Source organism: Vibrio splendidus (genome assembly GCF_001557875.1).
Lineage (GTDB): Bacteria > Pseudomonadota > Gammaproteobacteria > Enterobacterales > Vibrionaceae > Vibrio > Vibrio splendidus_F.
The window spans coordinates 134,502-155,737 of the sequence record NZ_LNRF01000002.1; the positions used below are offsets into that span (position 1 = coordinate 134,502).

General features: G+C 43.5%; 12 protein-coding genes. 8 read left to right on the forward strand and 4 right to left on the reverse strand.

Annotated elements, in window-relative coordinates; translation table 11 throughout:
• Window positions 1-25: 25 nt before the first annotated feature.
• Window positions 26-934: a CvfB family protein gene (locus tag ATB74_RS08240; RefSeq protein WP_179946903.1), complete on the forward strand. Its 909-nt coding sequence runs from the start codon at window positions 26-28 to the stop codon at window positions 932-934.
• A 305-nt stretch (window positions 935-1,239) separates the two neighbouring features.
• Here the strand turns inward: ATB74_RS08240 and rsmF are convergent, their stop codons facing one another.
• The 4 genes from rsmF to ATB74_RS08260 all read right to left on the reverse strand — a co-directional run bounded on the left by rsmF (window position 1,240) and on the right by ATB74_RS08260 (window position 8,589).
• Window positions 1,240-2,661, reverse strand: a complete 1,422-nt coding sequence (gene rsmF / locus ATB74_RS08245) for a 16S rRNA (cytosine(1407)-C(5))-methyltransferase RsmF (protein WP_061017886.1) — start codon at window positions 2,659-2,661, stop codon at window positions 1,240-1,242.
• Window positions 2,662-2,810: 149 nt separating this feature from the next.
• The gene (locus tag ATB74_RS08250) at window positions 2,811-5,468 is read right to left on the reverse strand and encodes an MlaD family protein (protein WP_061017890.1); all 2,658 of its coding nucleotides are present in this window, start codon (window positions 5,466-5,468) and stop codon (window positions 2,811-2,813) included.
• Entirely contained in the window at window positions 5,455-6,738 is a 1,284-nt protein-coding gene (locus tag ATB74_RS08255) for a paraquat-inducible protein A (protein WP_061017893.1), read from the reverse strand. The genes ATB74_RS08250 and ATB74_RS08255 overlap by 14 nt, the downstream gene beginning before the upstream one ends.
• A 54-nt stretch (window positions 6,739-6,792) precedes the next feature.
• Window positions 6,793-8,589 (reverse strand): ABC transporter ATP-binding protein, encoded by a 1,797-nt coding sequence (locus tag ATB74_RS08260; protein ID WP_061017895.1) that lies wholly within the window; start codon window positions 8,587-8,589, stop codon window positions 6,793-6,795.
• A gap of 89 nt (window positions 8,590-8,678) precedes the next feature.
• Between ATB74_RS08260 and ATB74_RS08265 the strand changes: the two genes are divergently transcribed.
• The 7 genes from ATB74_RS08265 to ATB74_RS08290 all read left to right on the forward strand — a co-directional run bounded on the left by ATB74_RS08265 (window position 8,679) and on the right by ATB74_RS08290 (window position 21,208).
• On the forward strand, window positions 8,679-9,170 hold the full coding sequence (locus tag ATB74_RS08265) for a GAF domain-containing protein (protein ID WP_019823239.1): 492 nt from the start codon (window positions 8,679-8,681) through the stop codon (window positions 9,168-9,170).
• 97 nt (window positions 9,171-9,267) lie between these two features.
• A complete protein-coding gene (gene proQ, locus ATB74_RS08270) occupies window positions 9,268-9,891 on the forward strand; it encodes an RNA chaperone ProQ (RefSeq protein WP_017057223.1) in 624 nt (207 codons plus the stop codon).
• A gap of 17 nt (window positions 9,892-9,908) precedes the next feature.
• Window positions 9,909-11,903, forward strand: coding sequence for a carboxy terminal-processing peptidase (prc, locus tag ATB74_RS08275; protein ID WP_061017896.1), 1,995 nt, complete (start codon window positions 9,909-9,911; stop codon window positions 11,901-11,903).
• Window positions 11,904-12,177: 274 nt separating this feature from the next.
• Window positions 12,178-12,861, forward strand: a complete 684-nt coding sequence (locus ATB74_RS08280) for a hypothetical protein (protein ID WP_060982084.1) — start codon at window positions 12,178-12,180, stop codon at window positions 12,859-12,861.
• Between the two features lie 216 nt (window positions 12,862-13,077).
• Entirely contained in the window at window positions 13,078-15,684 is a 2,607-nt protein-coding gene (gene pepN, locus ATB74_RS08285; protein WP_061017898.1) for an aminopeptidase N, read from the forward strand.
• A 235-nt stretch (window positions 15,685-15,919) separates the two neighbouring features.
• On the forward strand, window positions 15,920-16,138 hold the full coding sequence (locus ATB74_RS23740; RefSeq protein ID WP_004733645.1) for a DUF2835 domain-containing protein: 219 nt from the start codon (window positions 15,920-15,922) through the stop codon (window positions 16,136-16,138).
• 228 nt (window positions 16,139-16,366) lie between these two features.
• Window positions 16,367-21,208 carry an NAD-glutamate dehydrogenase gene (locus ATB74_RS08290; protein WP_061017900.1) on the forward strand — a complete coding sequence of 1,614 codons (4,842 nt, stop codon included), beginning with the start codon at window positions 16,367-16,369 and terminating at the stop codon, window positions 21,206-21,208.
• Window positions 21,209-21,236 lie beyond the last annotated feature (28 nt).

Sequence of the window (21,236 nt, forward strand, 5' to 3'; positions counted from 1 at the left end):
TGTCTCCTAGAATGTAAAAATATGAATGAAACTAGCGAAAGCATATCAGAGATCACGTATAATCTCCGCCAAATTTAAAGTAGAGACAATCTTGATGATTAATATTGGTCAAATAAACAACTTAGAAGTAGTAAAACAAGCAGACTTCGGTGTATTCCTTGACGCGAGCGACTATGGAACCGTGTTGCTGCCGAAACGATTTACTCCTGAAGGTGTTGAAATTGGTCAAAAGCTAGATGTGTTCTTATACATTGATTCTGATAACCAGATCGCTGCAACCACTGAAACCCCAATTGCCCAAGTAGGCCAGTTTGGCTTGATGACAGTTGAAGGTGTTAACAGTACGGGTGCATTCATGAGCTGGGGCGTGAAAGGTAAAGACCTTCTTGTTCCTTTCAGCGAGCAGCGCGGTCGTTTAAACGAAGGCCAGTCAATCTTAGTCTATGTGTATATCGATAAAGCATCGAGCCGTATTGTTGGTACAACGAAGTTCAACAAATGGTTAGACAAAACGCCAGCGACTTATAAGCAAAATGAACAAGTGGATCTTATAATCGCTGAACGTAGCCAATTGGGTTACAAAGCGATTGTGAACGGTGAACACTGGGGTATGATTTTCCCGTCAGACATTATCGGTAAGCTGTTCATTGGTAAAACGCTAAAAGGCTACATTAAAAACGTTCGTGAAGAAGACGGTAAGATTGACTTGTCCCTTCAGAAAATTGGTGTAGCTAAAATGGATGACCTGAGCACAAAGGTTCTTGACCTACTTGAAAAGAAAGGCGGTTACTTGCCTCTGAATGATAAGTCTTCTCCTGAGGTTATTTTCTCTGCATTCAGAACCAGCAAGGGTACTTTCAAGAAGACGATTGGTGGTTTGTACAAATCTGGTAAGATCACTATCGACAAAGAAGGTATCAGCTTAGTTAAATAAGCGAACCTGTCGGTCAAAAAAAAGCCCAAACCTTCCTGTTTGGGCTTAGGGGAAAGGGCTCCGAAGAGCCTACGCTAATCGTTCTAATCTCTAGACTATAGATAGAAGTCTAGTTTAAATTCTCCAATAAGCGATTTTTGTTATTAAAAAATAGTGACTTGAATTGATATTTGTATAAGTAAGTGTTGATTTCACAACGCTTTCCCTCGAAATGAAGTAGCCGACAAGAATAGAAAAAGCCCAAACAATTAACGTTGTTTGGGCTTTTTGTTTTTTTCATTACAGTGCGAACTTTTCTCGAGTGACTAGAAAAGGTTCTTATCGCGGACCAGTTCGCGTGGTAAACCGTTCTTCACTCGGTTGCCAACCCACTTACCAAGGCCAATAATCGCGCCGTTGTATTTCACTAAGACTTCACCTTTGCCAGACAAGCCTTCAGGGCGAACGTCGCGTCCCATGAACCATTCGCGAGCATCTTCAATAGTGAGTTCAACAATGTTGGCTTCGTTACCTGTTGCAAGCGTTGTCGCGATTTGGTGTTGCCAGCGATAACCTTTTTTATGGGTTTCGGCAATCTTGATTCCCATGCGAGAGAAACGGAATTCACCGATCATAGGCTCTAGCGCTTCTGGGAATAGCCAAACGTCTTTATCTCGAATCCAAACTTGAGTATCGCTTGGCAATTCGATATCGAGAGTACTCATTAGTTGTTCAGCGACTTCTTGCTGAGTTTTCTTTGATGCTTTCTCAAATGGGAATTTACCCATACGCTTTTTAACTTCTGGTGGAGTAACTGACGCTAATTTACGGATACGTGCAACGAAGAAACCTTCTGAGTCATACACTTGTGGAAAAATGTGTAGAAAGCCTTCTTCTGTTGTGGTTGCTTTCGCATTGTCGAACAGTGATTCAAGAGATTCGAATTCTACCGCATCACCAAAAGTCTCTTTTAGGTGATGACACACTTGTTGGTTCTCCTCAGTACTTAACGTACATGTTGAGTAAACCAAAATACCATTAGGTTTAAGAGCATGAAACGCACTTTCAATGAGATCTTTTTGAGTGTCAGCAATATCGACTACAGATTGATAAGTCCAGTTCTTCATCGCATCAGCGTCTTTACGAATGGTACCTTCGCCAGAGCAGGGCGCGTCTAGCAGCACAGCATCAAACTGTTCTGGTAACCAACCGCCGAAAACTCGACCGTCAAAGTTACTTAGAGCGGCATTACGAACACCACAACGTTCGATGTTAGCGTGAAGGACTTTCACACGGCTTGCTGCGTATTCATTGGCAACCAATACACCGCGATTATTCATTAGCGCAGCGATTTGCGTGGTTTTAGAGCCGGGTGCAGCCGCTGTGTCTAACACCGCTTGGTACTCAGCTCCACCTTGGAAAAGTGCCGAAGGTGGCATCATCGAGCTGGCTTCTTGAATGTAGAAAAGACCAGACATGTGTTCTGCCGTATTACCTAGTGGTGCTTCACTTTCATCAGCTGTAATCCAAAAGCCCGTTTCGCACCAAGGTACAGGTTCCAGTTCCCAGCCTTTCTCTTTTGCTCGTACTAGGAAGTCTTCAACACTGATTTTCAATGTGTTGACTCGAATACTTTTACGAAGTGGTTTTTGGCATGAAGCGACAAAAGAAGCCATATCTAGATGACTAGGCATGATCGCTTCGATGTGCGTTAGGAATTCTTCTGGAATATATACGTTAGCGTGCAAAAGAGTATCTCGATTTATTGCATTAATGCGGTGAGTTTAAAGCAAAATGAGGCCGTCCTAAACCATATTTACAGCAAACAACTAAAATGCAGCCTAATGGCTGCATTTTGATGAAGAATTAATCTTCCTGAAACGTGTGGGAATTCACTCTATGGGCGAGGAATCGCGGTTCTCCATGATTTCCACTCATCTTCGGCTTGAGGATAGAGATAGAAAGACTGATCTTCGCTTGCCACTGGTTGAAGTTCATTCGTCGGTGGGGTTGAGAATGTAATACCACCTCTTAATAAGCTGTCTACCGTTCCGGCTTTGATGTTTGCGCCTGACAGACCGATAGAGACATCGACGCCCGACACGTTCCAGAACACAGTGTTTGCGCGAATTAGATACGCGTAATCAGGTTCTATTTGAATCGTAGAGATAATGCGGTCGGCAAACTCGCCTAGCTGAACATCGATAACACTACCAATTTCAAGTTCGCGGAATAGGATAGGTGTGCCTTCTGATACCGAGCCTCGCGTTTCGCTTTGTAGCTGGAATATCTTACCTTCAGGCTGCACTGGTCCCTTGCTAAGCTCAAATTTCGTGTTTCTTTCACCTTTGCCCGGATCTACGTTGATGTGTTTAGAGAGCAGCGCAGAGACGTTTTTGATGCCGTTAAGACCAATCTCAGGTTCTGCCAACCAGAAGTGACTGTTCGCCACGGCAATCTTGTCGACGTACTCAGGTAAAATACGCGCAGTAATCTCAATGCCGCCTTTGTTGAAGTTCGGAATCACCAAAGTAACCTCACCAACAGTGACACCTTGATATTTGATCGCCATGCCCTTGCTAACTTCTTGATCGCCAGAAGAGGTGATCGTAATCGCGCGGCCAAATTTTCGAGCGGATTTCGAATCTTTATAAAGCTTCCATACATCGCCGAGTTTGTTGTCGATTCCCGGCAAAGAGTCAAAAGCAATACCGCCTTGGATAAGGGTTTTAACTGGCGCCGCTTTAATACTGATACCCGATAGCGATGCATCAACCTCAACGCCTGAACGGTTCCAGAAAACGGTATGCTTATTGAGTAAGTGCGTATAACGATTTTCGATCGTGACTTTGATTCTTACACCACCGTCTGCTAGCTGAAAATCAGAAATGCTACCCACTTGTAGGTTGCGATAGAGTAGTGGACTGCCTTTAGAAATTGAAGGTAACTCACTCGCAAACAACGAAAGCGTCTTTGAGCCGGACTGATTAAACTTAGCGATTTCTGCTAACGATTTACTTTGGAAAAGTTGGTAGTCTGTTCGAGCTTCAGATTTACCTTCACTTACAAAGCTAATCGAGCCAGTCAGAAGCTGTTTTGCTGGTGGAACCGTAACACTCAATCCTGATTCGGTAAGCTCCGCGGTCGCACTGCCTGTCACGAAGAACCGGTTGTGGCTTTTAATAAGGTGCGCGTACTCGTTGTCGATAAGCGCATCCATAAACACTTCGTGCTTATCAGAACCCGTACCAACACCATCAACTAATCCCACATGGATGATAGAGCCAACGGCAATACCTTTGTAGAGCAGTTGTGTACCGACATCCAGTCCGAACGAATTGTTTGAGGTTAAGCGAATCGCAACGGATTTCTCTTGTTCCTGACTGAATTCGTTCTTGCGGATCGCAGTAAATCGACGGGCTTTTTCACCTTCGCCCGGTACCAAGGTTAAAAAGTTACCTGTCACTAAGTTGGCAATGTTTTTCATGCCAGTAAGCGATAGTTCAGCTTCTTCTAGAACGAATTTACTGCCGCTATTTAAAAAGTCACTGAATGCCGGCTGGATAGCAGCGGATGCGACCACGTTTTCACGTCCTTCGCTTAATGATAAGTCGGTGATTTGACCGATTTCAATACCGCGATACATGATCGGAGCACCTGTCGCACTGATCTTGTTATCATCGGGAACAGCGATCTTGATAGAGATACCACGGCCCGCTGTTTTCAAATCTGGGTAAAGCTTGAACTTGGTGTTCATCTCAACCGGTTCGCCTTCTCCTGGAGAATCCACGGCGATAGAGCCACCTAATAGGGCACTTAGGCTTTCTAAGCGCACGTCAACACCTGAAAATCCAATACTGGCACCTAAGCCACTGACATTCCAAAAACGGCTTTGATCGGTAATGATATGGCTGTATTCATCTTTAATTGACGCTTGAATGGTTACGGATTTAGCGTTGTCGTTTAGCTGGTAGTTGTAAACCTCACCAATGGGGATTTTACGATAAACGATTTGAGAGCCAACAGACACACCACCCAGATCTTTGGTCGTCAATGAGATGTTTAGACCTTCAGAAGCCAGCAAATCAGAAGGGGACGACTCTAAAGCCTGAAAAACGGTTTCTGGTTCTTCTTTAGTTTCGCTAGGGTGTATAGCAATATAGTTACCTGAAACAAGTGCATCTAACCCAGAGATACCAGACAAACTCGCCGTTGGCTTTACGAGCCAAAAACGTGTGCCTTTTGATAGCAGCTTCTTCGCTTCTGGGTAGATGTCAGCATCAACATAGATACTCGATAAATCTTTGGATAAGGTGATGTCGCGCACCATACCCACCTCTAAGCCTTGGTAACGAATCGTTGTTCGACCTGCGACTAAACCTGCGGCATCTGAGAAGTATATCTGCACACGTTGGCCTGCATCGTGGATCGATTTCATGACCAACCAACCGGCTAATGCGACGGTTAATATCGGCAGAATCCACAAAGGTGAGATGCCTTTGTTTTTCCTTACTTCTGGTGAATATGACGTTTGTGATTGGTTATCGTTGTTCATTCACTGACTCATCTTTAGAGGTGTAGTTATCCCAAATTAGCCTAGGATCTAAGCTTTCCGCTGCTAGCATCGTGAGAACAACAACGACGCCAAAAGCGACTGCACCATAACCTGGTGTAAAGTTTAAAATTTGTCCGCGGTCGACCAAGGTCATCATGATCGAAATGACGAATAGATCCATAACCGACCATTTTCCCACCCATTTCACGATGAAATAGATGGTCATACGTTGCCTGTGGTAAACCGCACGTTTCATCTTGATACAGATTAAGATGTACGCGAGGCCCAGTATTTTCGCTACGGGAACGACGATACTGGCAATAAAAATGATCGCTGCAATGCCATACATATCGCTATTTATTAGCGACGCGACACCGGAAATTATTGTGTCTTCTAGCCTTTGTCCGTTAGTGATAAGGATAGAAATCGGAATGACGTTGGCTGGCACAATAGCCACTGATGCGGCAAACAACAGTGCCCACGTCTTCTGTATAGAGTAGGGCTTGCGGTGGTATAAGTCATGGTGACAACGCACGCAAGTATATCCATCCGGTTGAGATAGGTGGCAGTTGTGGCAGTGTACGTTCTTACTTTCAGCAAATGAGTAGTCAGATTCTTTTGTCCAAGCTTCCCAGTAGCGACGCACGCTGATGCGGCTTACCAACAATACACTGAAAAGCTGCAGAAGAATCAGGCCAACCAATCCAGGGCCGACAAAAATATCTGAGTAATCTTGCAGTTTGAAACATGAGACCGCCAAACTTACCAGAAACACATCCAACATCATCCAATGCTTTAATGTCTGGATGATGGCTAACGCATACTTAAATGGTGTAAAAAATTTAAAGCGCAATGATAAATGGGTAATGAGTACCGATGTACACACGAGTAACGGAGCGATCGAACTGCAGAACAGAATCAGTAAGCCAAGCAGAGGGAAGCCTTCACCCATTAAAGTAAAGACGCCGGATGGTAATGTTGCAGGTATCATGACACCAATCAGGCGAATACTGATGAATTCAAAAAAGTGCGAGGGGATAAACAGCAATAAGCAGGTAATCGCAATTGCTAGGTTTCCAGAGAGGCTAGGGGTGCCGCCTCTATAAAGCTGAGTACCACACCTTGGACAGTAAGCGGATTTCCCCAAAGGGATGTCCATTTTATCTACGGGAAGCTCGCAGCCCTGACAAAGACGCACTGAGCTGCTGTCGCATTGGTGTTTTGTTGATAAAGCGTTGGTTATGGATGAGGAGGTCACGCGACCTCCCAAGTTGAAACAGCAATCAGGCTTTTAAGCTGACTTAAATTCCTAGAACAATAAACATCAGGCGTGCGATTGCACACTGCCGTAGAGTGTTTGATAGAGTCCTTGTTGTTCAACCAATTCACCATGTGTTCCCGTCTGTGTGACTTGTCCATCTTCTAAAACATAGATTAGATCGGCTTGTTTCACCGCTGATAATCGATGAGCCACTATCAAAGTTGTGCGATCTTTCAAAAACTCGCTCAATGCTTTATGCAGTGCTGACTCTGTTGCAGTGTCGAGTGCAGATGTCGCTTCATCAAGAATAACAAACTTAGGATTACTCAGCACCATGCGGGCTATTGCCAAACGTTGTCGTTGACCGCCAGACAGTCGAACGCCATTCCTACCAATTTGGGTATCCAAGCCATTGCTGAGTTGCTTGATGACATCTTGCATTTGAGAGACTTCAAGCGCGCGCCACAACGACATTTCATCGTATTCAGCACCAAGGGTCAGATTATGCCTCAATGTATCGTTAAAGAGTATAGGTTGTTGTAAAACAACGGCAATTTGATTACGTATTACATCAAAGCTGATGTCGTCGGTTGTTTCACCGTTATAGCGAATGTACCCCGAGTCCGCTTGGTAAACCCCAATCAGCAACTGGATTAACGTAGATTTACCCCCACCACTAGCACCCACCAAAGCGACTTTCTTACCTGCAGGGATGTGCAGCGACAACCTATTTAAAACAGTGTTTTCTAATGTGTAAGAGAATGTAACGTTTTCAATGTCGACTGTCACTTCTCGATCTTCATGAAACGGATTTACTTTGCTAATAGGGCGCTTCTCTTCTTCTAACTGGAGAAGATCGTTGATGCGTTGCAGTGCCGCTTTCGCGCTATACCAAGAGAATTGAATCCCTAACAACTCTTGAACAGGGCCTAACATGAACCATAAGTAGCCAAATACCGCAAAAATTTGACCAATGGTTAAGTCACTAAATAGCACCATTAGCATAGCGACGGCACGGAAAAGCTCGAAACCCAATAAGAAAAGTAGAAACGAAACACGGCCTGCTGCTTCAGATTGCCAAGCGTATTTGTCGGCATCAATTCTTACTTGGTTTGCCTGAACTTTTAGCTCATCGAGAAAGATGCGCTCTTTATTAGCTGCACGCAGTTGGTAAATGCCATCTAAGGTTTCCACCAAACGGTTTTGAAAGCGCTCGAAAGACTGGTTTTCGTATTTTTTAAGGTGTTTAACCTTGCTACCTAGTTTACGGGAGAAATAAATCACAACAGGATTGACCAGTAAAATGAACAACCCTAATCGCCATTCTAACCACAACAACACGATCGCGGTGCCAAACACGGTTAAGAAGCTGATGAGGAACTTAGACAGAGTCGAACCAATGAACTTATCTATCGTCTCTATGTCTGTTATCAGGTGGGCGTTGATACCACCGCTGCCTTTGGTTTCGTACTGTCTAATACTAATGCGGCCAAGCTTATCTATCATCTTGCTTCGCATTTGATAGGTAATTGTTTTGGAGACGAGTGTAAACTGACGCCCTTGCAGAATGTTTAACGCTTGGCTAACGGTGCGCATGATAATCACTAACAGCAAAGTTAGTGCTATATAGCCAGTAGGTGTTTGTAACGATGATGGAAGTAGGTGGTTCATCATCTCTAAACCTGAAGCTGGCTTATCAAGTAATACTTCATCAACCATTAAGGGCATGAGCAACGGGATAGGAACACTAATGAGAGTTGCAAATATGGCAATAATGTTAGCAAACAGTAATTTGGACTTGTGTTTTTTTACTTGAGTTATTAACCAAGAACGGCTAATAGTGTCTTTTGAATTGTTCATTGTAATGAGAATAAGTCCTATTTGGTTTAATGGCCGCATTCTACTGCGTTCTCTTGATAATGGAAGTCTCAATTTAATTGGAAGTTAATATGAAAATAGAACATTACCAACGCTTAACCAAACAAGCCGTTGCATTAATTGAATCAGAAACCGATCTAACTGCTAATCTTGCTAATATCAGTTCATTATTATTCATGGAATTGGATGAATTGAATTGGGCGGGTTTCTATTTAATGAAGCAGGATCAAGCTAAGGAAAAAGACGAACTTGTACTGGGCCCTTTCCAAGGTCAACCTGCTTGTGTACGAATTCCGGTAGGACGTGGTGTGTGTGGAACTGCGGTTGCGACGAATACAGTTCAGCGCATTCATGATGTTCATGAGTTCGAAGGTCACATCGCTTGTGACGCTGCAAGTAACTCTGAAATCGTCATTCCGTTCTCGATTGGCGGAAAAATCGCTGGCGTTCTTGATATCGATAGCCCAAATGTTGGTCGTTTTTCTCAAATTGACGAGGACGGATTAACATTTTTCATGGCAGAAGTGGAAAAGCTGCTTAATTCGCACGCGAACAAGGCATAAATTATTCTCTTACTGTGGTTTTTCCCAAGCATCTCTCTATAATACGTAAAAATATTTTCTTAATGCTCGCGGAAAACCGCAAAAACCAGGAACCCACATGGAAAACACTGAAAAGTTAAAAAACAGCAAAGAAGTTATCGCATATATTGCTGAATGTTTCCCTAAATGCTTTACTCTAGAAGGTGAAGCGAAGCCACTTAAAATTGGTATTTTTCAAGATCTTGCTGAACGTCTAAATGAAGACGAAAAAGTAAGTAAGACTCAGCTTCGTGCAGCGTTAAGACAGTACACATCATCATGGCGTTACCTGCACGGCGTAAAAGCTGGCGCAGAACGTGTTGACCTAGACGGAAACGCGTGTGGCACACTAGAAGAAGAGCACGTTGAACACGCTAAAGCGACACTTGCAGAAAGCAAAGCGAAAGTTCAGGCTCGTCGTAAAGAACAAGCACAAAAAGCTCGTGAAGAAGGCAAAGCGAAACCTAAGGCGAAGAAAGCTCAACAGCCTCGTCGTCAAGCGCCTAAAGCACCAAAAGTAGAAAAGCCTGTAGAAACACGCGCTTTGAACGCTGACGAATTCATCGCTGGCAAAGAAGTAAATGTGAACATGGGTAAAGGAAACATGGCTGCGACCATTGTTGAAATCAATAAGGAAGATGTGCGTGTTCAGTTAGCAAACGGCCTACAAATGGTTGTTAAAGCGGAGCACTTGCGCGCTTAAAGGAGATACTCCTACGCATGAAATGCCGTTCAAAATTGACACTGATTGCTGCTAGCTTTTGGCTAGCAGCTTCAGCTCAGGCTCTCGAAGCCAAATTAGATCAGGACGATTTACCTCTACTCGCTCCTGAGGTCCAACACGAAACTGCTAGTAAACGTGTTACTTCTCGATTTACTCGTTCTCATTATAAACACTTCAATCTCAATGATGATTTCTCTCAAGCTATCTTTAATCGTTACTTAGAGATGCTAGATTATAATCGTAATATCTTCACTCAAGCTGATATTGACTCTTTCGCTGCGTCATCTACACAAATTGATGATCAACTGAAAGCAGGCAATAACCAGATTGCATTCGATGTTTATAATTTGTCTATGCAGAAGCGTTTTGAACGTTTTCAATATGCATTGTCTTTGCTAGATACAGAGATTAAGTTTGATACCGATGAAAGTATTGAACTCAATCGTAGCGAAGCGGAATGGCCAAAAGATATCGCTGAAGTGAATGAGCTTTGGAGAAAACGCGTTAAATACGATGCGTTGAATCTAAAACTTACTGGTAAAGAGTGGCCAGAGATTCAAGAAGTTTTGGAAAAGCGTTACAACAATGCGATGAAGCGTATTACGCAATCGCACAACGAAGATGCTTTCCAGATTTACATGAACGCATTCGCGCGAGAAGTTGATCCGCATACCAGTTACCTTTCTCCAAGAAATGCAGAGCAATTCCAATCTGAGATGAATCTATCTCTAGAAGGTATTGGTGCTGTACTTCAGATGACAGACGACTACACCGTTATTCGATCTTTAGTTGCTGGTGGCCCTGCGTCAAATAGCAAACAATTGAGCGATGGCGACCGTATTGTTGGCGTTGGTCAAGATGGTGAAGAGATTGTTGATGTTATCGGCTGGCGTTTAGACGATGTAGTGCAATTAATCAAAGGACCGAAAGGGACTAAAGTTAAGCTACAGATCTTGCCAGACGGTAAAGATGCAAAAAGTCACGTTGTCACAATTGTACGCGATAAGATTCGTTTAGAAGACCGCGCTGTTAAGTCAGAAGTTATCGAGAAAGATGGCAAGAAGATTGGTGTACTCGAAGTACCAAGTTTCTATGTTGGTCTTTCTAAAGATACCGACAAACTGATCACCGAGCTTAAAGAGCAAGGTGTTGAAGGTATTATTGTTGATCTGCGAAACAACGGTGGTGGTGCACTAACGGAAGCAACCGAACTCTCGGGTTTGTTTATCAAAGAGGGGCCTGTTGTTCAGGTTCGTGATAGCTACGGTCGTGTCAAAGTGAACAGCGATACTGATGGTGAAATCAGTTACCAAGGTCCTTTAACGGTATTGGTGAATCGCTACAGTGCTTCGGCATCTGAGATTTTTGCAGCAGCGATGCAGGATTACGGTCGTGCAATCATCCTAGGTGAGAACTCTTTCGGTAAAGGTACGGTACAACAGCATCGTTCTTTGAATCATATTTATGATTTGTTCGACAAAGAGTTGGGCTACGTTCAATACACAATCCAAAAATTCTACCGAATCAATGGTGGTAGTACGCAAAACAAAGGTGTAGTGCCTGATATTGCTTACCCAACACCAATTGATCCGGCAGATACCGGAGAAAGTGTTGAAGATAATGCTCTACCCTGGGACAGAATTGATAAAGCAAACTACTCAGTGTTACAGCGTAACGATGAGCAAATTGCTGCTTTAACGGCTCAACACCAAGCTCGTATTGCGACAGATATGGAATTTGGCTTTATCGCGCAAGATATTGAAAAATATAAGGCAGATAAAGACGATAACGACCTTTCTTTGAATGAAAAGGTACGTCAGCAAGAGAGCGATGATGCGGATGTACTTCGTCTAGATCGTATCAATCAACGTCAAAAAGCCGCTAAGTTAGAGGCGTTTAAAACGTTGGATGATATTCCTAAAGACTATGAAGCCCCGGATGCTTATCTTGATGAGTCTGTTGCTATCATGCTGGATATGATCAAGAAATAGAGCAAATGCCTGTTAAAGGTAATTGTTTAAAGACGCGAAATTTAAAAAGCGAGCCTAGGCTCGCTTTTTTTGTACCTATGATTTGACAGGAATATTTGATTATTTTGATTGAGATTGTCGCAAAACACTTTCAATATTGAGGGGGATTTAGCTCTTTTTTGCGGTCAATAATGACAGATAAGTTACTTCGCACTTGAAATTTAGTGACTTAGGTCAAATTTTTTCGCTTTCTATTCATTACGTGCCTAAGCTTAAAGAAAATGAGGGGGCGCGTATGAAATGGATTCTACTATTTTTATCTTGTTTAAGTTTTGTGGCTTTCGGCAGTGAAGTAGCTCCGAACAACCAACAATCAAAAAGTGATAGTAATCTATCTCATTTTGATCTTCCTCTGTTGCTTGGCGATTGGTATTTGATGAATCCAGATCCTGAGCAAGGCACTGAAAACTTTAGAGCAATTAAGCTGACTCTTGATTCAAACTACTCATTTTCAATTGATATTCAAAAGAAAGACTACAGTGTGGATCATTGGGAAGGTTTGTATAACGCTAATGAAGACACGATTATTTTGGGTTTAAATACTTCTGAACCGCAGGTTTATGCGTACAGCAGTAACCACAATATGCTAAATCTTAACGGTGTTATGTTCACCAAAGCCTTGCCAAACGCATTAGCGGGGATCTGGTCAAGCGCCGAACTTTCCGGAAGTGATTTACGTGCCAGTAACATTCAAAAAATGGACTTAGTCCTTCAACCCGACTTTATATTCATGTTCCGAGTATCAGATGAAGAAGGGAGTGAAGTCATTCGTCGCGGGGTGTATTACACCGAAGGAGATCAGTTAGTACTACTGTATGAAAACGGTGAACACGGTACTCGTTACACATTAAACAGTGATGTTTTGACGCTTCAAGGTGAAGAAGGAGACATGTTCGCGGTGCTCAATCGCATACGATAAGTGCGATTTTATCCGTAAAACCGGCTCGTTGATAATATGGTTCTCAGCTCGTTTCTTAGCCGTTCCTGTCTGATTTGATTGATAAAATAGCAAAACATGGAGGCATTTTCCTACAATGCCTCCTTTTTTTAATATTCCCCTTGTTTTATTGGCGCTCAACCTTTAGATATAGACAGTTAAAAAATAATTACGCATAACGATCAAAAGGAACCCGTCATGGCACATACACCTCAAGCCAAGTATCGTAAAGATTATCAATCACCATCTCACACTATTTCTGAAATCGATCTTACTTTCGATTTGTACGATTCAGCATCCATCATTACGGCTGTGTCTAGTGTTAAGCAAGAGAAAGATTGCTCGACCTTAGTTCTTGATGGTGAAGGCTTAAAGCTGGTTTCTGTTTTGGTAGAAGGCACGGAGTGGGCGCAGTATGAGCAGTCTGAAACTCAACTGACACTGAATGCTCTACCGAAAGATTTTATTCTAACCATCGTTACGGAAGTTAACCCCGAAGGGAATAGCGCACTTGAAGGCCTGTACAAATCAGGTGGTGCTTTCTGTACTCAATGTGAAGCGGAAGGTTTCCGTCGTATCACTTACTACATGGATCGCCCAGACGTATTGGCGAAATTCACCACAACGGTAATCGCAGACAAAGCAGAGAACCCGTTCTTATTAAGTAATGGTAACCGTGTAGACGAAGGTGAAGCAGAAAATGGTCGTCATTGGGTAAAGTGGCAAGACCCACATCCAAAACCAGCGTACTTGTTTGCACTAGTTGCGGGTGACTTTGATGTACTTCGTGACGCATACACCACGCAATCTGGTCGTAACGTTGACCTAGAAATCTTTGTCGACAAAGGAAACCTAGACAGAGCTAACCACGCGATGGTTTCTTTGATTAACTCAATGAAGTGGGATGAAGAGCGTTTCAACTTAGAATACGACTTAGACATCTACATGATCGTAGCCGTTGATTTCTTCAATATGGGTGCGATGGAAAACAAAGGCCTGAACGTATTCAACTCGAAATTTGTTTTAGCGAACGACCAAACTGCAACGGATACAGACTACCTAGGTATCGAAGCGGTAATCGGTCACGAATATTTCCATAACTGGACCGGTAACCGAGTGACTTGCCGTGATTGGTTCCAACTAAGCTTGAAAGAAGGCTTAACGGTATTCCGTGACCAAGAGTTCTCATCTGATCTTGGCTCTCGCGCAGTCAACCGAATCAACAATGTTCGTATTATCCGCGGCCCACAATTTGCTGAAGATGCGAGCCCAATGTCTCACCCAATTCGTCCAGAAAAAGTGATAGAAATGAATAACTTCTACACTTTGACAGTGTACGAAAAGGGCAGTGAAGTGATCCGAATGATCCATACATTGTTAGGTGAAGACGGTTTCCAAAAAGGCATGAAGCTTTACTTTGAACGTCACGATGGTACTGCTGCAACATGTGAAGACTTCGTCGCGGCAATGGAAGATGCATCGGGTGTTGATCTAACTCAGTTCCGTTTATGGTATAGCCAGTCTGGCACGCCGACGCTGTCTGTTGAAAGTAAGTACGACGCAGAGAAGAAGCAGTACACGTTAACAACTCGCCAAGTAACAGCGCCAACTCATGAGCAAACGGAAAAGCAGGCTCTGCATATTCCTCTTGATATTGAGTTATACACGGCTACGGGTGAAGTTGTTGAGTTACAATGTAACGGTAAATCAGTTCATAACGTATTAGATGTGAAAGAAGCAGAGCAAACGTTCGTGTTTGAAAACGTTTCTGAGCAACCGATCCCATCATTACTTCGTGAATTTTCTGCTCCAGTAAAATTGGAATACGATTATTCAGATGAAGAGCTGATCTTCTTGATGGTGAATGCTCGCAATGAATTCTCTCGTTGGGATGCTGGTCAAATGCTATTGGCGAAGTACATTCGCAGCAACGTTGAGAAGGTTCAACAGGGTCAAGCGTTTGAGCTTTCTGATTCTGTTGTTGATGCATTCCGTGGCGTACTACTGAGTGATTCACTAGAGCCTGCGTTTATTGCAGAAATGCTTTCTTTACCAAGCCACAATGAAGTATCGGGTTGGTACGAGCGTGTTGATATTGATGCGGTCGCATCAGTTCTTAATTCGATGAAAGTTACATTAGCTGCAGAACTTGAAGACGAATTAGCGGCGGTTTATCACAGCCACGCACTAACGGAATACACGATCGATCACGACTCGATTGGTAAGCGAACTCTACGTAAAGTTTGCCTAAGTTACTTAGCACATACAGAGCAGGGTAACGATTTAGTTGTTGCAATGTACCAGCAAGCAAACAACATGACTGACACCATGGCTGCAATGGGCGCGGCAAACAGTGCGCAACTCGCATGTCGTGAAACCTTAATGGCGGATTACAGTGACAAGTGGAAACACGATGGTCTTGTTATGGATAAGTGGTTTGCATTGCAAGGTACAAACCCAAGTTCAAACGCACTTGAAGTGATCAAAGCGTCGATGTCGCACCAAGCGTTCAGTTTGAAGAACCCGAACCGTACCCGTAACTTGGTCGGTTCATTCTTAAACATGAACCCGGTTCAGTTTCACGACAAGTCAGGTCAGGGCTATGAGTTTGCAGGAGAAATCTTACGTGAACTGAACAGCAGCAACCCGCAAGTAGCTTCACGTCTGATTGACCCGCTACTTAAGTTCCGTAAGTACGATGATGAACGTCAAGCTCTTATCAAAAAAGAACTAGAGACATTAAAGAACATGGACAACCTAGCAAAAGACTTGTTTGAGAAAGTGACGAAAGCACTAGAGGCTTAAGTCAGCAGCAGCTCATTCAGCTAACTGTTTGCTAATAAGCGGTTTACTAATAAACTGTTTGCTATAACGAAAGGTCATCAGTGGTAGAGAATATCTGCCACTGATTTTTTGTTTCTGGTTCATCGAATTTTCGATAAGCTAGAGCAGTTTCAAGTTCAGTTTCAAGCTAGGTTTCACAGTCAGACATCGTCAAGTGCCCAAAAATACTGGCACTGTATATTTATACAGGTATCGTATGAATCGCTATATTTTCCAACTTAACATCTCATATCAGCAGTTTTTAGCCAGCTATTCTGGTGCGGCAAGTAAAGTTCAAGTGATAACAACAACAGGTTTACGTTTACAGTTACCTGCAACTCGATTCAGACCATTTCTTACACAAATAGGGGTTAGAGGGCAGTTTAGGCTGACAACTGACCAAAAAAATAAGTTTATTAAGTTGGAAGCTCTGTAAACCTTGGCGTGCCTAGTGAGTTAAAAGGAATCTTAATCACATAATCAAACATTTCACCTCTTACCACCTCCAAAACAATTAACTATTTTTCAATAATGCTTTTACAATAAATGAATGCATTACCTTTGCTTAACTCGTTAGTAGAAAAGCGCTCAGCGGCACGTTTCAAACACTAGCTTAAGTGATCCCCCTAATAATAAAATATAATTCTAATTGTGGAGTGTGACTATGACCGCACGTGAAACTGTGGTTCCAGTTTTACTTGAAAAAGTTTACAAGCTGATTCAAGACAAACTTGACCTTGCTCATCGACCTCTCGTAACTCAACTTGCTCAACACTTGTTTAGTAACGTTTCTCACGACGATCTAACTCAGAGAAACGAATCCGATTTATATGGTGCTGTAGTTAGCTTATGGCATCACATCAATGAAAAGAAAGCCGACGAAATCTCTGTACGCGTTTTCAACCCGACGGTAAGTCGTCAAGGTTGGCAGTCTACTCATACTATCGTTGAGATAGTCGTTCCAGACAGTCCGTTCCTTGTTGATTCTGTAAAAATGGCACTTACTCGCCTAGACCTTTCTTCTCACCTTATGCTTCATAACCCAACACAAATCTCTCGCTCAGATAAGGGCAGTGTTGTCGGTGTTAGCAATAACGAAGGTGCATTCCAATCGCTTTTCCATATCGAAGTAGACCGTCTTAGCAGTAAAGCTGAAATGACAGCGCTTAAAACGGAGCTACTGGATATCTTTACCGATACTAGCTTAGTTGTGAACGATTGGTTGAAGATGGTTGAAAGACTTGAAGAAGTAACCAATCAAGTAGAAAAGCAGAAAGAGAGCATTCCTGTAGATGGCCAACGTTTTGATGAAACGTTGGCGTTTCTTCGTTGGTTAGGTGAACACAACTTTACATTCATGGGTTATAAGGAATATGACCTAGTTTCAGTTAACGGCGACACTGAACTGCAACCGACCAAGGAGCAAGGTCTTGGTTTGTTTGCGAATTCAGATCGTGTACGTAACGTTAAGTTGTCTGAGTTTTCTGATTCGGCACGCCTTGAAGCGAAAAAGCCTTATGTACTTATTGTAACCAAGGGCAACACGGCTTCACGCATTCACCGCCCAGCTTACAACGATTACATCGGTATTAAGAAGTTCGATAAGAACGGTAAGGTCATTGGTGAGCACCGCTTTACTGGTCTTTACACGTCTGCTGTTTATAACCAAACCGTTGAAACGATTCCTCTTGTTCGTGAGAAAGTAGACCGAATCTTAGACGCGAGTGGTTACCGTGAGGGTTCATACTCTTACAAAGCACTGCACAACATTCTTGAAAACTACCCACGTGATGAATTGCTTCAAGCTCGAGAAGAAGAGTTACTTGAAGTGGGTACTGGCGTAGTACAAATGCAAGATCGCGATCTTCTGCGTCTGTTCGTTCGCAAAGACCCGTTTGGCCGTTTCTTTAGCTGCATGGTTTACGTAACAAAAGATCGTTACAACACTGAGCTTCGTCGCCAAACCCAGCGCATCTTGAAGCAGTACTTTGGTTGTGAAGAAGAGGTTGAATTCACAACTTACTTCTCTGAAAGCCCACTGGCGAGAACGCACTATATTGTTCGTGTTGATAACAACAACATGGATGTGGACGTGAAAACAATTGAGCAAAATTTAATGGAAGTATCGTCTACGTGGGATGACCGCCTGTCTGAATCAATCATTGCAAACTTCGGTGAGAGCAAAGGGCTTCCATTGTCGAAAGAGTACATGCGTGCATTCCCACGTTCGTACAAAGAAGACATGATGCCAGGTTCTGCAGTTGCGGATATTGAACGTTTAGAAGCACTAAGTGAAGACAACAAATTGGGTATGCTTTTCTACCGTCCTCAAGAAGAGGCGGCAGATTCTAAAGCAGTTCGTTTGAAGTTGTTCTACCACAGCGATGAGCCAATTCACCTTTCTGATGTTATGCCAATGCTTGAAAACTTCGGCCTACGCGTTATCGGTGAATCACCTTATGAAGTGCGTAAAACTAATGGTGTGACATACTGGATCCTTGATTTCTCGATGTTGCACAAGAGCGATAAGACTATCGATCTTCGCGAAGCGCGCGATCTTTTCCAACAAGCGTTCGCAGCAATTTGGGCGGGTGAGTTAGACAGCGATGGTTTCAACCGTTTGGTACTTGGCGCTGGTCTTTCTGGCCGTGAAATCTCAATTTTACGTGCTTATGCTCGTTACATGCGTCAAGTGGGTTTCCCATTCAGCCAACAATACATTGAAGACACATTGTCTCATTACCCAGAGTTAGCGAAAGGGTTAGTGAGCCTATTCGGCAAGCGTTTTGACCCGAAACTGAAGGGCAGCGCAAAAGGCCAACAAGATCTTATTAAGAAGATCACTGAGCAGTTGGATCATGTGGAAAGCTTGGATGATGATCGTATCATTCGTCGCTACATGGAAATGATCACTGCAACGCTTCGTACTAACTACTACCAAGTAGACGAGAACAAGCAGTCTAAACCTTGGTTGGCTCTGAAAATGAGACCAAGCGAGATTCCAGATATCCCTGCGCCGGTTCCTGCGTTTGAGATCTTCGTTTACGCACCAGACATTGAAGGTGTCCATCTACGTGGCGGTAAAGTAGCACGTGGTGGTTTACGTTGGTCAGATCGTCAAGAGGACTTCCGTACTGAGATTCTAGGCCTAGTTAAAGCGCAACAAGTTAAGAACACGGTTATCGTTCCAGTAGGTGCTAAAGGTGGTTTCGTTTGTAAGCGTCAACACACTATGTCTGGCCGAGATGAGATCTTCGCGGAAGGTCAACGTTGTTATAAGCGATTCATTCGTGCATTGCTAGACGTTTCAGACAACATCATTGAAGGTGAGGTTATCCCACCTAATAGTGTTGTTCGTCACGATGAAGATGACCCGTACTTGGTTGTTGCTGCCGATAAAGGTACAGCGACATTCTCAGATCTAGCGAACTCAGTAGCTGAAGAGTACAACTTCTGGTTAGGTGATGCGTTTGCATCGGGTGGTTCTAACGGTTACGACCACAAAGCTATGGGTATCACGGCGAAAGGTGGCTGGGAATCTGTTAAACGTCACTTCCGTGAAATGGGCATCAACTGTCAAAGCACGGACTTCACTGCCATTGGTGTGGGTGATATGGCGGGTGACGTATTTGGTAACGGTATGCTGCTATCTAAGCACATTCGCTTACAAGCTGCGTTTAACCACATGCATATCTTCATAGACCCTAATCCAGAATCAGCGTCAAGTTGGGTAGAGCGTGATCGTCTGTTTAATCTGCCTCGCTCTAGTTGGGAGGATTACAATAAAGACCTGATTTCTCAAGGTGGTGGCATCTTCTCTCGTCGAGCGAAGTCTATCTCTTTAACGCCTGAAATTCAGAAAATGCTGGGTACCAAGAAAGCATCAATGGCACCCAATGACTTGATCAAAGCGATCTTGTCTATGCAGGTTGATCTACTTTGGAACGGTGGTATCGGTACTTACGTTAAGTCTTCTAGCGAGACTCATACTGATGTGGGTGACCGTGCAAATGACGTGCTACGTATTGATGGCCGTGACCTGAAAGCTAAGGTTGTTGGTGAAGGTGGTAACTTGGGTATGACTCAACTGGGTCGTATTGAATACGCTCTAACGGGCGGTCGAGTTAATACTGACTTTGTTGATAACGTTGGTGGTGTAGATTGCTCGGATAATGAAGTTAACATTAAGATCTTCTTGAATGGCTTGGTGTCTAACGGTGATCTAACCGTTAAGCAACGTAACCAAGTTCTTGAGTCGATGGAAGACGAAGTCGGCGAAATCGTACTAGACGACGCTTACTGCCAAGCTGAGTCTATCTCTGTTACTGAGCATCAAGGTGTTGGCTTAGTGAAAGAGCAAATCCGCTTTATCCACACAATGGAAAAAGCAGGGTACTTAGATCGTGGTTTGGAATACATCCCAGATGACGAAACGCTTCTAGAGCGTGAGAAGCAAGGCCAAGCATTAACAAGGCCTGAGCTGTCGGTATTGATCGCTTACGGAAAAATGGTTCTAAAAGAAGATCTTGTGAGCGATGATATTGCGAATGATGAGTTCCATGCTCAACAACTGATGCAATACTTCCCAACAGAGTTACGCCGTAACTATTCTCAGCACATGGATAACCATCCACTTCGTGCAGAAATCATTGCGACTGCGCTTGCTAACCAAATGGTTAACGAGATGGGCTGTAACTTCGTGACTCGCTTGCAAGAAGAGACGGGCGCAAACATTGTTGATATTGCGAATGCTTACGCAGCATCACGTGAAATCTACGGCCTGGGTCAGGTATTGAAGAGCATCCGTGAACTGGACAACATCTCTAGTTCTGAAGCTCAGTACGAATTGCTTTACCATGTGCGTCGTACGCTTCGTCGTCTAGCACGCTGGTTACTAAGAAACCGTGCGGGTAAGCAGTCAGTGAATGCATTGATTGAGCTTTACCAAGGTGATGTAGTCGCTATTACGGAAAAGCTGGATGAAAACCTAGTGGCTTCAGAAGTAGAAGAGCATAAAGCAATGGCTCAACTATGGATTGACCAAGGTGTAAACGCTGAGCTGGCTAATTCCGTGGCTCGTTTGTCTAGCCTGTACTCAGCACTGGATATATCCACAGTGGCTCGTGAAACCGGTAAAACAGTACAACAAGCGTCTAAGCTTTACTTCAACCTAGGCGACCGTTTATCACTGCACTGGTTCTTGAAGCAAATCAATGGCCAAGCTGTAGACAACAACTGGCAAGCACTGGCGCGTGCAGCATTCAGAGAAGATCTGGATTGGCAGCAACGTCAGTTAACTGGCCAAGTACTTAACTGTGGTTGTGCTTCAGACATCGATGTAATTAAAGCGCTTGATGACTGGATGGAAAGTAACTCTGTTTCCCTACATCGTTGGGAAAGCATCTTAAACGAATTCAAAGTGGGTTCGGTTCATGAGTTTGCTAAGTTCTCAGTAGCATTGCGTGAATTGATGCTGTTGAATCTAAACTGCATGTCGAAAGACTAGTCACTAGATAAAACGAAAAAAATAAGGG